General features: G+C 48.6%; 10 protein-coding genes. 4 read left to right on the top strand and 6 right to left on the bottom strand.

The window, feature by feature from the left end:
* Window positions 1–4: 4 nt before the first annotated feature.
* The 5 genes from HHL17_RS11080 to HHL17_RS11060 all read right to left on the bottom strand — a co-directional run bounded on the left by HHL17_RS11080 (window position 5) and on the right by HHL17_RS11060 (window position 11934).
* Window positions 5–1513, bottom strand: a complete 1509-nt coding sequence (locus HHL17_RS11080; RefSeq protein WP_169224780.1) for a ComEC/Rec2 family competence protein — start codon at window positions 1511–1513, stop codon at window positions 5–7.
* A gap of 18 nt (window positions 1514–1531) precedes the next feature.
* A complete protein-coding gene (locus tag HHL17_RS11075; RefSeq protein WP_169224779.1) occupies window positions 1532–5155 on the bottom strand; it encodes a hemagglutinin protein in 3624 nt (1207 codons plus the stop codon).
* On the bottom strand, window positions 5152–8727 hold the full coding sequence (locus HHL17_RS11070; protein ID WP_169224778.1) for a hypothetical protein: 3576 nt from the start codon (window positions 8725–8727) through the stop codon (window positions 5152–5154). The genes HHL17_RS11075 and HHL17_RS11070 overlap by 4 nt, the downstream gene beginning before the upstream one ends.
* Window positions 8728–8739: 12 nt before the next feature.
* A complete protein-coding gene (locus HHL17_RS11065; protein WP_169224777.1) occupies window positions 8740–10392 on the bottom strand; it encodes a Hint domain-containing protein in 1653 nt (550 codons plus the stop codon).
* A gap of 135 nt (window positions 10393–10527) precedes the next feature.
* Window positions 10528–11934, bottom strand: a complete 1407-nt coding sequence (locus HHL17_RS11060; protein ID WP_169224776.1) for an aminotransferase-like domain-containing protein — start codon at window positions 11932–11934, stop codon at window positions 10528–10530.
* A gap of 79 nt (window positions 11935–12013) precedes the next feature.
* On the opposite strand from HHL17_RS11060, the gene dxs reads away from it, so the two are divergent.
* Entirely contained in the window at window positions 12014–13933 is a 1920-nt protein-coding gene (gene dxs, locus HHL17_RS11055) for a 1-deoxy-D-xylulose-5-phosphate synthase (RefSeq protein WP_169224775.1), read from the top strand.
* A 206-nt stretch (window positions 13934–14139) separates the two neighbouring features.
* On the opposite strand, the gene HHL17_RS11050 is transcribed toward dxs, so the two are convergent.
* Window positions 14140–14721 (bottom strand): hypothetical protein, encoded by a 582-nt coding sequence (locus HHL17_RS11050; protein WP_169224774.1) that lies wholly within the window; start codon window positions 14719–14721, stop codon window positions 14140–14142.
* Between the two features lie 149 nt (window positions 14722–14870).
* Here HHL17_RS11050 and HHL17_RS11045 point away from each other — a divergent pair, with 149 nt between their 5' ends.
* The 3 genes from HHL17_RS11045 (at window position 14871) to HHL17_RS11035 (ending at window position 16772) form a co-directional block, all read left to right on the top strand.
* On the top strand, window positions 14871–15230 hold the full coding sequence (locus HHL17_RS11045) for a DoxX family protein (RefSeq protein ID WP_169224773.1): 360 nt from the start codon (window positions 14871–14873) through the stop codon (window positions 15228–15230).
* Between the two features lie 72 nt (window positions 15231–15302).
* On the top strand, window positions 15303–16229 hold the full coding sequence (locus tag HHL17_RS11040; protein WP_169224772.1) for a helix-turn-helix domain-containing protein: 927 nt from the start codon (window positions 15303–15305) through the stop codon (window positions 16227–16229).
* A 96-nt stretch (window positions 16230–16325) separates the two neighbouring features.
* The gene (locus HHL17_RS11035; RefSeq protein WP_169224771.1) at window positions 16326–16772 is read left to right on the top strand and encodes an SRPBCC family protein; all 447 of its coding nucleotides are present in this window, start codon (window positions 16326–16328) and stop codon (window positions 16770–16772) included.
* The last annotated feature ends 2 nt before the right edge of the window (window positions 16773–16774 follow it).

Genomic DNA, 16774 nt, shown 5'->3' with positions numbered 1-16774 from the left:
GGGTTTAATAGAATTGTTGCAGGCGTTGAAATTGCAGAGGGGACGTGGCCGGCCGCCGGGCGGGGTTGTTTTTTGTTCTGACCGTCACTGGTGATGGTTTGCTTTCTTTTCCGGCAATTTCATTTCCATCTTTATCAAATTCCCATACAGCCCTTCTTTCCAGCGGGCCGCCGGGTTGAATGGCCAAACCCACAGGGCCGCTTGTAAATATTGTAAGCGGCAGGCTAAGATCGGCATATCCCCCTACAAGACACTCGCCATCCGAGAGTCCATCCCATTGCCAGCAGGCGTGCGGATTAATTACTTCCGCAACTTTGGTGGTTTTATTGGTGTGAACGCCATCCGACTCTTCGCATTTGTCATTACCCAGGTTATAGGAATAGACCAGAAACGGATTAGTATACCTGGTGGTAAAGGTACAGGTGGTAGAATCAAAAGACCACACCGAATCACGGTATAGGAAATCTCCGGTTGTCTTACCTGTTTTTTTCTTCTTTGTTGGGGGAGGGGTATTGTTCTTTATCTCGATATCTATATCCACGTATGCATTCAGCCGGTGGGTATTTTTTTGTTTCAGCCTCGCGTCCCGAAGGAACGGCTCCTTCAGGGTAGGCAGGAATGCACTCATCAACATCATAGATGGGTGCCTGTGCTTTTCAAAAGCGCTGGCAGTAAGTATCCTTGATTTGAGAAGTTTAGCAAATGTATCCACCACTTTCACCGCTGCAGCGCTGGGATCTTTAGTCCGGGGCACGCCATAGGCTGTTGCCCTGCTGCCATGGTGTGGCAGCGTGGTCATTTCGTTCTTATTAAAGACTGTTGTCCCTTTAAAAAGTTGATTGGTTACCGCCATAGTCACACTGGTAGCATCACCACAAATAACATACGACACGCCGGCATAATATAATCCACAAATGATGGACACTCGGTTTTTTTCCTCAGCTTTTGACCCCCACAAATCTTCATCATTTGAATCCCAATCCGGATCGTTCGACAATACATTAGCGACAACAGCATATATTTTAACAGCTTTATCACTGCTCTCCCACAGCGGCGAACCTATAAATTTGCCGGTCTTTTTGGCATAATTGGTTTTATAGCTGCCCGGGCTAAAAATATCCTTTTTCGTGCAATACCCGTTTGTCTGAAGATCATCGAGGATATTGACATAGGATTTTTCATATTGGTCATAATCGCCGCCATAGACCACCTTTTTGACAACAGGTTTCTTTGAGGACGGGATCAAATCCAGTACATCCTGGGTCAGGCTGATATGATCTTTATCGCTGTGCGAAAAAATAATACAATCAAATGCAGGTTTGGCCATCGACGCCACCCTGGTAGCAATGTATTGCAGGTTGGTAGGCGTGTCGTCGCTTTTTTTGTCACTCCCGCAATCCATCATAACGGTGTGGATCAATTTGGCTTTCGAACTGTCATCATACACTTCCAGGAAGGTACACTGGCCCTGGCCAACGTCCACGACTGTCAGTACTATAAATCCTGTTGCCATATTTTACTGATTTTGAGGTTATGCCACTGGCGGTGTGCGTCTGCCGGTTTCAAGGCGGCGCTGCACCGGATCGGTAATAGCGTTTGGTTTTTTATTGGTGCCACTGTCATACGCCGCGTACCAGCCCAATGATCCTTTAGGGTTCCCCGGCTGGCCGAACAATATGATGTTATTGTTTCCCGGCGGGAAACTCCATAACAATACAGACACCGAGAAATTGCGCAGGCGCAACAAGTATCCCAGCTTATTATCCTTGGTCTGATACGTTTCAAACTGAAAATTCCTGAAACCGATCTTCAAAACACCCTGCACGGGAAAACTACCTGCAATAGCATTAATACCGGGAAGCTTCAATCCCATATAAACCGCTATCCCGTCCGCTCCCCCACCCAACGACCAGGCGGCCAGGATGGATATTTTGAAGCTCACACTGCCGGTCAATGCCCCGAATGTTCCCAGGTCCAGCGTAAACACAAGACCATACCACGAAGGCTTCATCGGTGTTTGATCGATGGGCGCTGAAACAGACGTATAACCCATGTCTTCCGGGGTTTGTCCACTGGGCGGATCCCCTTCTTCCGACAAATCCGGACTCGCTATCAATGCACTAACGGTCAGTGGAAAATTATTGATCAAAGAAGATGGCCTGGCTAGGCTGGCCGTCATATCAAAAGCTGTATTAGCCTCGCGGACCGTAAATGTCTGGTCTCCAGGCGCAGTCATTAAGAACTGCATATCTATGCTTAGTCCGCTATAACGCAGATAGTAATTCGCATTGGTATCTTCCCCGGGACCAAAGGAGAAAAGATCAAATCCTTCAATCAGCACAAACTTCAGGTTGCCTGAAAGAATGAAAGTGGTGAGCACTTCCGTAGGATTGGCCTTGTTACCGCCATTCACCAGTTGCACAGACAGCACTTCAATGGAAGTAAGTGCCGAGCCACCACTTGACAGAAAAACATTCTCGCCTGTCAATGCAAATGAATAGCTGGGCGCGCCACCCACCCGCTGGTAAGAGCCGTCAATGATAAGGTTATTGCCTCGTGCGGCTATTTGTTTGCTGAGCGGTGTGCCCAGCATTTGGTTCAGCATCAGTTCCACCTGAGCGGAAAAATCAGCCAGTGCCGCGTTGGCAAAACGCACCAGCAGGATCATGGTTTTGAAACCGAATGGAATGGTTTCATCGGAATACAGGTCAACAGGATCGTTATAGTTGATCAACCCAAACGCCGCGGTTTGTTCCAGTTTAGGCATACCATTCTCCACACTGAAAGGTGTTTGTGAAAAACCGATATGATGTGCATAAAATTGTTTGAGGTCTATGCCTGCCGTAAGAAACTTCAGTTCATCCGGCATTTCAGCAATATCTGTCGGCGCATTCAGGAACAGGAAGCCGTTCCAGTTCGGATCATTTACCACCGTGTTATAAAATAGTTTCAGCGCGTCGGAGGCATCGGGTTCAGCGGCGGCTTTGAACATGTTCACCAGCACGGCCTGCGTGGCAGCCAGCGTACTGTCCTTACGCACCGCCACTTCCGGCCAGAGCCAGCTGCTGGTGTCATTGGCGAGGTCCAGCAGCGTGCGGTTGCAGAACTTACCGATCATAATGGTAGGACTGGCAGCATCGGTACGCCATGACCTTGGCGAGAGCTGGAATACCCATCCATCCATTTCTACTTTCAGGATGCCTGCTATCTTTAAAAAGTCAGGGAGATATTGTACGGTGGCCGCAGTGCCAATACATGCCACAAAATCTTTTTCTGTTTCAAAGGGTTGTGTTTTACCCACCAAAGTTTGGTATACTGCATCGATGATGTTTTGCGGAACACCCATTGCCAGCAGGTATGGCTTTTCTCCATCTGTTAACATGTAACGTACCGAAGTGCCCATCATCAGCTCATCTACATTAGCCGCCACGAAAAACAACTGGTTACTTTGCAGCACCTGCTTGAACTTCCCTTGCACCGCGCTCAGGTCTACCCTGGGATATTCCGTGCCAGGCATATTGCCGAGTATCAGTCCGTCGTAGTCGTTATAGTCTGGTGTCAACTCCGCCACCATTCCCTGTGGTGTAACACCCAGTGGATCGTTGACAGCGCGAATACGGCGTGAAGGCATCTCGTTGTTGGGCGGAGTACCATAATCTTTCCCGAGGCAGTAGCTCCGGTAAGGGGCAAGACTGGCATTTTCCATTCCGGATGCCACTAACACATCTGTACCGGCAAGTCCGGCATAAACACCGGAAGGAAATACCGGCGGCCGCTGTCCTGCATTATAATAGAGTGTGTACGCAGGTATGGGATTGTAATCAAGCACATTGTCTGCACGCTGCTCCCGGTTGGAGAACACAGGCGCCTGTTGCGGCTGCGCAAAATACACCGGCCTGGTTCCCTGGTTGTTCACGGCCAGCACCGTTAAGTGCGATGTGGTGGCCGCATCTGTCAGTGCCTCAGCTACATTGGGCGCCACGTTTTTATTCTTTCCGGGCGGCGGAATGTAGGCAGGCTTGCCGCCTTCGAACGCTATCATGTAGTTGCTATTGCCCAGGTTGGCATACTCCAGCCCGGAGAGGCCCAGCAGCAATTGGTCTGTAACAACCGTATTGGTATTGGAGGCGGACGCATTCTCCGGTGGTTTTACCGTTACCTGGAATGCGCCATCAGGACTGAAGTGGTACCGCAATCCTGCATCGGGGGATTCGGTTTGCACCGGGCATGCTCCTATTACAAACCGTGCATCCGGTATGGCCCCGCTGCCGGCCAACGGTGTTAACTGAATGGTGTAACCCCGTGTGGTGCGCAGATAACTATCGAGTATAAGTGAGGCGTTGCCGCCTGGCGGGAACAGGCTTAACGCCGTGCGGCTTGGCTCCTGCAGATAAAGCGGGTCAAACAGCAGTCCCAGGTTCAACGTGTCTTTTTGCCTGTTGAATACAGGCATGAACACCATTTGTGTATAGTCACTATCAGGGAGATCTGTTTCTTCTGTCGGTGCTGCTCCATACAACAGCCCAATGTTTAACGCGCTCCACACGCCGGCAAAATCAGGATTGGATGGGCGCGGGATATTCATTTCGCTATTAAATGCACCCAGTGCCGGCCCGGTGAAGCTCATAGTAGCCGATCCGAATGCATAACCGCCTTCCGGCCCGTCGAGACTGCCACCTGTGGTGAATTGTATGCCGCCGCCATTGGCATCGGCGATATATGTTAACGCGTTCAAACCTGCAATGGTCAACTGGTAGGCGCCAAACAGGAATGATACAGTACGTGTAAGCGTCCACGTTATATCGGGTGCACTGCCTGCTGGTTCAGCAAGGCCCGAAGTGGTTTGCCACCTTAAATAGGGTTTGTCTGCATTCATGATCCATACAAAGCGCACTACATTGGGAGGCCCCAGGCTGGGGCGCAACTGCTCCAGTTCCTGTACAAACAATGCAAAATCAGCGGGCTTTTTATCAAGGAATAAATAGAACCCGCCGCTCACATCCTGCCACACCGCGGTGGTGCTGGCGTTTGCACCAAGATTACTGGATGTGGTGGCAAAATAGCCGGCCCAATAATCCGGTGCATTGCCTATAGGCAATGTAGATAGCTCATATAACAATAATGAGCCTACCTGGTTAAATACGGGAGCGCTCATGAACCGGTTTTATCAGTGAATACCTGGTCGCCGGGCAGTAACGGTACTGACATTGCATTCAGCCCATTACCCATGGCATACGTTGAAAGTCCATTCCAGTCAACACGTAATTCCAGCAGTGGGCCCGATGAGGCCGAACCGGTAGGATCAGTCATGGCTGCTGTAACGGACCTGTATACACGAAGGTTATTAAACAGTCCCGAGGTGGCCGCCGGCAGCATGTTCAACTGCTCCAGCAGGTTACTCAGTGTAGCGCCTGCCGGCACAAGCCGTTCCACCCCGTTCACCATCACTTTTATCATGACCTGCACTATTGTCCTGCCGCGGAAATAAGCGGTAGGCGTGGTGGAAGGGTTGACGTTTGTATTCTGCAGGTCGGCGTATTTCCCTGCGGCCACCAGTGTAAAGTTGGACTGGGTGGAATTCGTTCCTTGTCCCCAGGCCGGGTTGATGGCAGATGGAAAATACAGCCGGTAGAATGGCTGAATGAATTGTGAATAGTAGAGATCAACCGCGCCTGCAAGTCCGGCCTGTGTATAACCGGTGCTCAACGCCGGAATGCTCACATTGAGCGCGCCCAACGAAGAAAGCGTACTGAGGAACGCATCAAAGCCGGTGCGCCAGTTGCCGCCTGCATTGTAGCTGCCAATCTCAAAATCCAGCGGGGCGCCGGGACCGTACCCATTGATCCATGTCGGTACGCTGCCCGGAATATTGACGTAATCACTTGCCGTTACTCTCAATATCATTCCCGGCCGCAGATCGATATAACCTGCCCCGGCATTGGTAGTAGTTGAAAAACCGAAGTTGTAATACAATTGCTCCGCAAATGTCTGTGGCATTGCACAGGCAATAGCCGATTGTACCAGGGCAATACCGTAACCGGTGGCGCCAGGAACACCGCCTACCGGAGGTTTCTCTACATCTTTCAGAAAAGTAACATAAGCCTGTTGCAGCTGTGCCCTTATGGCAACTGTATTAAATGTCCATACAGCAGCACTTCCCGCTATCGTTAGCTTGTATGGCAGCGAGGGGACTCCTGAAGGTTCAATCTTAAACGGACCTGATTCGATAGCTACATTACCCAGTGCGCCGGCAGTGCTGCCCAGTTCAGGCAGATACAGGGTAATTACCTGTGCCGGCGGATTGGCGGTAGCAGACCCCAGCGCATTCACAGCCTGCGCAATGTACGCATAAGGATAAGCCGTAGCCGATGGCTGCTGGCTCACGTATATGCCGGTACTGAACAATGCACCCCTCGCTCCTCTCAGCGCGGTACCATCTATTGTCACCGGTTGTACATAAGCGGTATACACCCTGTTGGGTTCGGGTGTAATGGTAAAGGAAGCGGAGGTCTGGCTCACGGTACCGGTGTAAACGTTCTTGTTCAACTCATCATACACAAAAACCTTGTAGCTCAAAGCGTCTGGTACAGCAGCCCACTCCATACTCACGTTGCTTCCATTATACCTTACCCATGATATATCGGCCACGCTGGTAGGTATGTATGTCAGTCCCGACGGAGGCCCGGTAAGCACAACACCGTTTGCTGCACCATTTGCCTGTACCGTATAACCCATTTGCGCACCGGTGACAAGCGCCTGTGGCAATGGATAGGAAGTAGTGCCAATGTCTTTATGTGAGGTGCCGTCTGTAAAAATTACGGTGTAGGTAGTGGCGGTATCAACAGCAGCCCAGTTCAGTGTAGATATATTGGTGAGAGGATCAGCACTTACCTGTTTTATTGCCGGTGCTTTTAAAATAGGCGTGGCACTTGTGCCGCTGGCCATGCTTGTATCCGGTTGTAACACCACAGGCCCCAATGCTATGCCTACCATGACACTAATGCTTCCTGTATCAGGAACAGCGATGTCTGAAAGTGCCATCGCCGAGCTTCTGGCTGTTGTTTCACTGCCACGGCCAATAACGGTCCCGCCAGCAATCACTGTCAGGCGATACCCTACCGGCATCGTATTGCCAGCCGGAATTTGCGGTGCATTCCAGGTGGCGGCCACCTGGTTCTGCGTAGTGGTGAGTGATGCCAGCGTGGGCGCAGCAAACACCGCATAAAGTGTTTGTGTGGGTGAAGCGCCGCCGGTAGCACCAGTAGCAGACAATTGAATGGTTTGTGTTTTGCTGGTATCGATGGCTGTTTTGTCAACAGAGAGGGTGGCGGAAGTGGCGTTGAGCTTTTGTGTGGCAACCGAAACATTGTCCTGCAAAAGATTGATGGTGTAAGCAGCTACATTTTCCGCTGCATCCGGCAGCCGGTCCCACGTAAGATCGATACGCCACTTTGTGGTGCTGGCGGGATCGGTGTAGATGTTCGCCGCCTTCAATGAAGGTGTTGTCGCCAGCAACACTGCCGGCTTGCTTCGCGGACCGGTGATGATTCCGTCGGCAGAAGCGGTGTTGCCCACCACGCTCAAGCCAACCATGCCTTCCACATTATATTTAGCAGTAGTGTAGTCGAAGGTCAGCACATTGCCGGCGGCTGTAACCGGTCCTGCCAGCACGTTTTCGCCGTCCATTAAATAACCCTGTACCGCCAATCCTGCCGGAATGGTGACACTGGCAGTTACTTTCCCTGACGATTTGTTAGCCACCACGTTCGTTATCACCGGCGAAGTGGTAACAAGGTTGAACGACACCGGCTTGCTGCCGATGTTATTGGAGACAGTGCTGACTGTAATAGTTATTCCGCTTTGCCCATAGGCCTCCAATGGAATGATGGCCGACAATGGGCCGCCGGTATAGTTGGCAATGACTTTCCCGTTAGCCAGCACCTGTATACGGCTGGAGTCAGGATCCACACAACCTTCTACCGTGTCGAGCGCCCATGAAAGCGTCAATGTTTTACCATTATACGCAGCAGCGCTGATGGTTTTGGCAGCTTGTGGTATGCCACATGCGGCAGTGATGGGAGTAGCGGGGCCAAGACTGAAGGGGCCTGAAAAAGATCCGGCGCCGCCGGTATTGGTGGAGGGAATGGCAGCCTGTGCGCTCAGGAAAAATACAGCAGGAAAGCCCGTGCTGTTGACCGGCACCGTAACGGTATTGCCCTGTGTTTGCATGCTGCCTACGTTCACATACGTACCGAACGCAAGGGAGTATACATTCACCTGTGCGCCTACGCCCATCCCGCTTGGGCCATATCCCAGCACCGCCGTTACATTAGATCCATCGAAGCTGGCGCTTAATATGGATACTTCGGCCGCTGTGATGGGCGCTGAAGTAATGGCGGCATCCCAGTCTATGCTTTGTTGCGGCGTGCCATTTCTTACCCATATCACATCCAGCATATACGAATCCGTGGCGGACAGCGGGAATTTAGGCTGCACAAAGGCTATCTTTACATTTGTTCCCGGGCCGGAGGTAGGCGATACAGCGATTATCTCCTGCGGGTTTGCCGCCATACGTAACCTTATCACCAGTACCGGGTTGGGGACAGTCGGCGGTGTAGGCGATTGACTGGGATCTGTTTGCAGCGTGATGCCTGCCGTGCCAACACCTGGTGGCAATTGCGAATAGGGGCTGGCATAATAAAGGTTTTTAATAACACTTGTAGCCATGCGGAATAAATATTAAGAGCGCATATCGTTCAATGCAGATGTATAATCCTGGTGAAGCTCCTGGTTAATGCGGGGCAGCATATAGTCGAGGTCTTTGTACCTGGCAGCTGTTTGAATACGCATGGCGTTCTGATCGGCATGTAATACGCCTCCGGCATAATAGCCTGCCATGTTTTGGGGGAAGTTGTCAGCATCTTGTTCATCCGGATGGCCCAATGCCAGCGCGTAGAACGTGTCATCATATACTATGGCATCCTTACTTTTTACCGTTGATGCGCCATCTTCCGTGAGTATGCTATCGCCTGCTACCAGGTCATGCACGCTGCTGCATTTGTTTGTAGCGGTAAATACCATGTGATTACCAGTGGCTACAAAACTTTTTCCGTTGGCTGTTGTCACCTTGTAGATGCCATCTTCGCCAGGCGTACCATCGGAGGTGTGGGTGCCTTTTACGGTGGCATATACGCCAAAGCTTTGGCCGTTGGCTGTTTTCACCCGGTAGTCCTGTGTTATTTCTTCGATGGCTTTCTGAGATCCGTCTTCCAGTGTTACCAATGTGCCTTTGGCGAGGCAATGCCACCAGTAATAGAGGTTCGGGATCTTGGTACAATTGAGCGAAGGCTCGTCAGGAAAGTTGATGCTGCACACATAAAATGGTGGTGCGATAGCGCCACCCTGTAGCGGGATACCATTAAAAGCAAAGTAAAAATAGCTTACAACTTCACTGCCGAAAGAAGTGGAATCGTAGACGATGGATTTTGTGTTGGTATGGCTCAGGCCATCATATGGGAAGTTAAACTGTAAAATATTGGGTGAAGTCCCCACAAAGAAGGCACCTACAAACCTTGAGTCTGGTGTGAACTGGGTGGCGCGGTTTAATGTTAAGGTAGCGCCGCCGGTTTTTTGAATAACAATATTTGTAGTAAGGTCTGCAACGGTGAGGTGTTGTATATCTATGGCGCCACTAAGCGGCACGGTACCGGTAAACGGCGCAATGACCCAGGGATTGTTAAGGTTCTGCGGCTCGGTATAAATATAATCGCTGGTGGGATAGCCGCCTGTTCTGCCCACGCCGATGTGAATGAGGCCGTCTTTTGAATTTTTGATGACGGGGTTGGTTACATTTACGGCGATGCCGTTACCCACGCTAACAGTATTCGCATAGCTGAAGAATCTGATGGAACCATCATCGCTGGTCGTGTGACCGAGATACAGCACAGAAAGTTTCTTTCCCCCAGGCAACGCCGTGGCTGAACGGGTAGAGCACACTACGATACCGCTTCTTACAGAAGTGTTCTCTCCCTGCGCCAGCAGTTCGCCGCTATCACCATCGAATATCACCAGGTGGCCTCCACTTATCATATTGCTGCCGCCGGAGCATGCCATTACCGATGCTGTTGCCTTTCCTGCTGCCGTTATTCCGGAATCCACCAGGTGAACAACATCCAGGCCTTCAGGACTGTGGTTACTACCGCTATACAGCGCTTTATACAGGTGCGGATAAGCTTCACTGAACCGGCCGGCTGCCTGTAGCATCACTTCTGCATGTTTTTGTTGGTCTGCGTTGGAAAGATTTAGTGGCGTGGTTTTGCCTTTAGGCAATGATTGGTGGAATGACAGTAATGCATTGGCACTCTGTACCGCCAGGTCTGGTTGAGGGCTCATATTAAAGGGGGTTTAATGGTTTTCGGGGGTAATGAGTGGTTAAGTTAAGATATTATTTTTGATTCGCAATGCTAATAGTTTTTGATTCTGTGCAATTAAGAAAGGTTAGGCGTGCTTAGGTTTTAAACTAAGGGGTCACAGCGCTTGTTGTCCCGCCAACTGAAGAGCTTCCATCCTTTTGGGTGAAAATTTGTCCGCAAAGACCAGCCTGAAATACTTATCAAAAGCGCCAGAGAAAGAGAAGGTATAGCCTGGCGTAAACCTTACCCCGATTTTTCCACATTGGTCATAGAAGTGGTCCATATCTGTCTCATCCGGCATCTTCACCCAGATGTTGTATCCACCCGAAGGGCTAAGGATGGAAGTCTTCTCCGGAAAATGAGCGGACAACAAATGAATGGCCAGGTGCGCATTCTTCGCCAGCTGCATCCTGAATGAGCGGACATGCCGGTCGTAACTGTTGCTGGTCAACAAACGGTTGACCGTTTCCTGGTACAAAGGCGAAACGGTACTGCCCAATGCAAACCTGATCTGTTCCGCCCGTTGCATAAATTTCCCCGCTGCCAGCCAGCCGACCCGTATTCCCGGCGCCAATGTTTTGGCATAGGACGCATAAGATAACACCAGCCCGCTGTCATCAAATCTTTTTATCATAGAAGGCCGCTGGCCATGGAAGTTCAGGTCTCCATAAACATCATTCTCGATCAACGCAACATTGTATTGATGTGCAACAGACAGCAATGCCAGCTTTTGTTCATCGGTCATTAATATCCCGGTAGGATTGTGGAAATTGGGCGTTACAACCACCGCTTTAATAACATTGGTGCGACAGGCTTTTTTCAAAAAGTCAACATCAAATCCGGCGTATGGGTCAACCGGAATTTCGATCACTTTCAGCTGTAGTACCCTGATCACTTCCAGCACGGAAAACACACAAGGGCTTTCAACAGCAATCACATCGCCCGCATTACAGACAGCGGATAAAGCAATGTATAGTGCCTGTAATGCGCCATCTGTGATCAACAGTTCATCGGGATTTATGCTGGTTTGATGAACAGCTGCTTTTTTTACGATGTTCTCCTTTAATTCCACCGATCCATTTGAAGGATAATAGCGTAGCAAACCGGCCCCCTGCTCCCTGATCACCTGCTGCATGGTACGGAGCAGTAATTTTTGCGGTATCAACAGATCGCCGGGAGCTGCTACGTTGAATTCTGAGACATGGCGACCTTCCTTCAACGAAGTGGTAAGGCCAAGATGACGTTTAAAAATAGCATCCCGGGCTACCGGCCGGTGTTTGGCCTTCACCTGCTGATTCGATAAATCCGGCCTGTTACTGACGAAGTAACCCGATTTAGGCACGCTCTCCACCAACCCACTGGCGACCAGGTATTCATATCCTTGTTGTATCGTGCTGATGCTAGTTTGATATTGCGCCTTCAGGTCGCGGACAGACGGCAATTTATGTCCGGGCTTGAAAATACCTTCCCGTATGTTTTTTTCGATGGCATTGGTAAACGCTTCGAATTTATACACCTTCATATCTGTACTGGTAATTTATACATATTCTGTACCTGTACTGTAAATTTAAGCGATTTAAATTTGCCGGAAAGAACATCGAATGCCCGGAAATAACAATATTGATACCCCTGATGATCTGCGAAACCTGCCTGTCACGTCCCTCCAGGACCTTTGCGGGGAACTAAGGTCTTTTTTAATCGATCATGTTGCCACGAATGGCGGTCATTTCAGTTCCAGTCTCGGTGTTGTAGAGCTGACAGTTGCATTGCACTATGTATTTAATACACCGGAAGACAAACTGGTCTGGGATGTTGGACACCAGGCGTATCCTCATAAACTGTTGACAGGTAGAAAAAGCCGCTTTCATTCCAACAGGCTACTGGATGGGATCAGCGGCTTTCCCAGCAGGGACGAGAGCGTATACGACGCCTTCGGGACCGGCCACTCTTCCACTTCCATTTCGGCCATACTGGGCATGGCCTGCACCGCCAAATACCGGGGCGACCATACCCGTCAGCACATCGCGGTGATCGGCGATGGGGCCATGACGGCAGGCATGGCCTTTGAAGCACTGAACAATGCCGGTTACGAACAGCCCAACATGCTGGTGATACTGAACGACAATAATATGTCGATTGACGCCAATACCGGCGCCTTGCAACATTATCTTACAGCGCTAACGAGCGGCAAACATTATAATGCGTTAAAGTCGCATATCAGGAAGTTATTAACACATCCCGGTCAGCCAGACAACTGGCCCGTAGAGGTGGTCCGGAAACTCCAGAAAGCCATAAAAGGAGGACTCTTACGCTACAGCAATCTTTTCGAAGCACTGAACATCCGGTACTTTGGCCCCGTCGACGGGCATGATCTGAAGAAACTGATCCATATATTCGAAAAGCTGAAGCATATACCCGGCCCCAAGTTATTGCATTGTGTCACCACCAAAGGAAAAGGTTTTGCACCCGCCATGACCGATCAGGCCAAATGGCATGCGCCTAAAAAGTTCGACAGGTCTACCGGTGACACGCTGGATGCAGAAACATCTGTCACCTTTCAGAAAGTATTCGGTGACACCTTAATGGAGCTGGCCAACAGCAACCCCAAAATCATGGCAATAACCCCGGCCATGTTATCAGGAAGTGCACTTACCAATATGAAAAAGCAGATGCCTGAACGTGTCTTCGACGTAGGCATCACCGAACAACATGCGGTCACTTTTTCTGCCGGCCTCGCGGCGGATGGCATGATACCATTCTGTACCATCTACTCCACCTTTTTACAACGTGCCTATGACCAGGTCATCCACGATGTGGCGTTGCAGAAGCTTGACGTCGTATTCTGTATTGACAGGGCAGGTGTGGTAGGCCAGGATGGACCTACCCATCACGGCGCATTTGACATCTCCTTCCTGAGATGTGTGCCTAATATCGTTGGCGCTTCTCCGATGGACGCGGAAGATTTCAGGAACCTTCTCTTTACGGCACAGGCCAGCGAAGGCAACGGGCCATTTGCGATCCGTTACCCTAAAGGAGCTGTTGCATCTATGCATGGGCCTTCCGGCTTCCGAAAACTGGCCATAGGAAAGGGAAGAAAGATCAGGCCGGGTAAAGATATCGCTATTCTTTCCCTTGGCCCTGTGGGGCAATACGTCAAAGAAGCGTGCGATGAGCTGGAAAGCGATCAATTGCATGTAGCCCACTATGACCTTCGGTTCTTTAAACCACTGGACGAGGCATTGCTACATGAAGTATTCAGCCAGTTCTCCAGCGTGATCACCGTCGAAGATGGTTGTATCCGGGGAGGTGTAGGGAGTGCGGTGTTGGAATTTATGGTGGAACACGGTTACCACGTCACTTTAAAGCGATTGGGATTGCCGGACACGTTTGCCACACAGGGCACACAGCAGCAACTGCATGAATTATATGGGTATGATAAAAAAGGGATTATTCGCGTGGTGAGGCAGGTGGTGGGAATAAAAACCCTATCGGTAAATAATGTGTTTCTTTCTCATCATTGATCCTTCTTTTCAAGTTTAGGATTCAGACTATCTTTTTCAAAATATTCACTTACTCTTTTATTGTAAGTATCGACCTGCCTTCTTAACCGTGCCTCTTTAGAGTTATGGAAACCCCAAAACATCACAGCAATCAAAAACAAAACGATATATTTTACTACTTTCATAAAATTACTTACTAGAGGCATCGGAAATTCTTTCCCCTACCACTATTCACTCACATTACTCCTGTAAATAAACCCTTCCTTCGACTCCATTCCAATAAAAAACATTTCAAAACGAGGATGCAAATTCAATAAATCAGACAACTGCCCAACGGCATATTGCAGCACCTCTTTTTGAAGCGGGAAAATTTCATACCAGCATTTTCTTTGGGTATAGAATTCAAAGTTCTTAGGAATGGAAGTGTTTTTTTCAACGGCTATCTTGGGAAAGGCATATTTATCAGGTTCATCATAATTACGTGGTATATTGTTGATGTCCGGCACCCGGTCTCTTTTGGTTAATTTACCTTGTTCTGATTTTAAACGATAACGTTTTTCCAGGGCCTGCAACAAATCCCTTCTATATTTTTCACTGGTATCAACAACATCGAAAGAAACAGTAGTTTCCAAATCATAAATATTTGTGGCAATACAGCATGTATACAACTCAACCGAATCATGTACACTCATCTTCTGAAATCCGTTATCTATCACGCGTTTCAGTTCATTTACATAATTCTCCTTATCGAATTGCTCGAGATATGGTATGATTTCCTCAGGATACAAACGTCCGTTAAATAGCTGCATTGGTTCGGTTTCTGTTAAAATGAGCGTATGTCTTTATTTACGGATAAAGATAGTGAAGAATTGATCAATTTTGGCTAAAACAAAGCCCGATCTGGCTAACCCTGTTTTTTCGTTGTTACGCAACTTCGTATCATCAAAAAAGCAGCAACATGAATAACGTTACACTTTGGATTTTCCAGGTCTTATTAGCGATTTGGTTTGGGTTTGGCTCCTACAAGAAATTATCAACCCCGGTAGAAAATATATTAAACAACAAGGCGCTTCCATTTGGCGGAAATCCGGCCCCGATTATCATCCTTGGTTTCCTGGAGTTTCTTGGAGCGATTGGCATTATCGTGCCTCAGGCTTTCAATTTTTGTATGCCGCTTACCTATGTGACCGCCGTTTGCTTCAGCCTGGTAATGCTTGGGGCGTTTTTTGTTCACATCAAAAACAAGACCTATAAAATGCTCCCGTTAATTATACTCGCTTTTGTTCTTTCTCTGCTGGTGGCGTATTACCGGTCCTGATGGTCATCCGGAAATTAGTCATAAGCATTTGCAGCAAAATGTTGAAATTTACTCATCCAACCGTGATACAATATGGACCAGAAACAGATAAGAAGAGTAAAAACAATCACTGAGTTTCACCGATTGAGAGGACTGCCCGCTCCCGGGCATCCGCTTATCAGCGTTGTGGACTATAGTGATGTTAAATATACTCCCGACATCGGTGAAGTAAACTGGGTGCTTGATTTTTACCACATTTCCATTAAACGGGGTGTGAATATCCAACTAAAATACGGACAACAGCAATACGATTTTGATGAGGGTATTATGTTTTTCATTTCTCCGAACCAGGTTTTCAGGGTTGAAGCAACAGCTTCCAGCCCGGTAAAAAAGTCGGGCTGGATGTTGCTCGTTCATCCCGATCTGCTATGGGGTACATCGCTCGCTAAAAACATGAAGCAATACGGCTTTTTTGACTATTCGGTTAATGAGGCGCTGTTTCTTTCAGAAAAAGAGGAGACAACAATTAATGGAATTATTGAGCATATCCGGCAGGAATACCACTCTTCCATTGACAAATTCAGTCAAACCATCCTTGTTTCACATATCGAAACATTACTTAATTACTCAGAACGATTCTATGAAAGGCAGTTTATTACCCGGAAAATCACGCATCATAAAATCCTCACCCGTTTGGAAAAACTATTGAATGACTATTTCAACAACGATGACTTACTTTCAAAAGGGCTACCTACGGTTCAGTTTGTTGCCAACGAGCTGCATGTTTCATCCAACTATTTAAGCCGGTTACTCAGGATACTGACGGGCCTAAACACGCAACAGTTCATTCACAACAAACTCATAGAAAAGGCAAAGGAAAAATTATCTACTGCCAGTTTATCCGTGAGTGAAATTGCGTATGTATTAGGTTTTGAACATCCACAATCATTTACCAAGTTCTTCAAAAACAAAACCAACCTGTCTCCATTGGAGTTCCGGTCCTCGTTTAACAGCAATTAACAACTGTGGTCATTTGTCCGGATCACCGGCTGATATTGTCCATTTTGCCCCCATGGAAGTCTGTATAAAAAAGTACTTTTGAACAAACATTTTCCTATGGCAAATATCTTACACCGGGTAGGAATCAAAACTACCGCTATCGATGACGTTTACCACGCACTCACTACAAGAGATGGCCTTGCAGGCTGGTGGACCACCGACACGAAGGGGGAAGGTGACCAGGTTGGCAATATCATCGAATTCCGGTTCGACAAAGGAGGATTCGATATCAAAGTCAAAAAACTCAATACACCCACTCAGGTAGAATGGGAAGTAATAGATGGCCCTGAAGAATGGATAGGCACCACCATCAATTTTGAACTGAAAGAGGATGGCGATTATATCATCCTGCTATTTAAGCATTTGAACTGGAAGGAGCCTGTAGAATTCATGCATCATTGCAGCACCAAATGGGCTATATTCCTGATGAGCCTGAAGTCGCTGATAGAAACGGGAAAAGGCAACCCTTCTCCTATCGATGTCAAAATCGACAACTGGAACTAACG

The sequence above is a fragment of the Chitinophaga fulva genome (assembly GCF_012927205.1).
GTDB lineage: Bacteria > Bacteroidota > Bacteroidia > Chitinophagales > Chitinophagaceae > Chitinophaga > Chitinophaga fulva.
The sequence above is the reverse complement of the archived record's forward strand: the minus strand, read 5'-3'. Positions and strand labels throughout refer to the sequence as shown.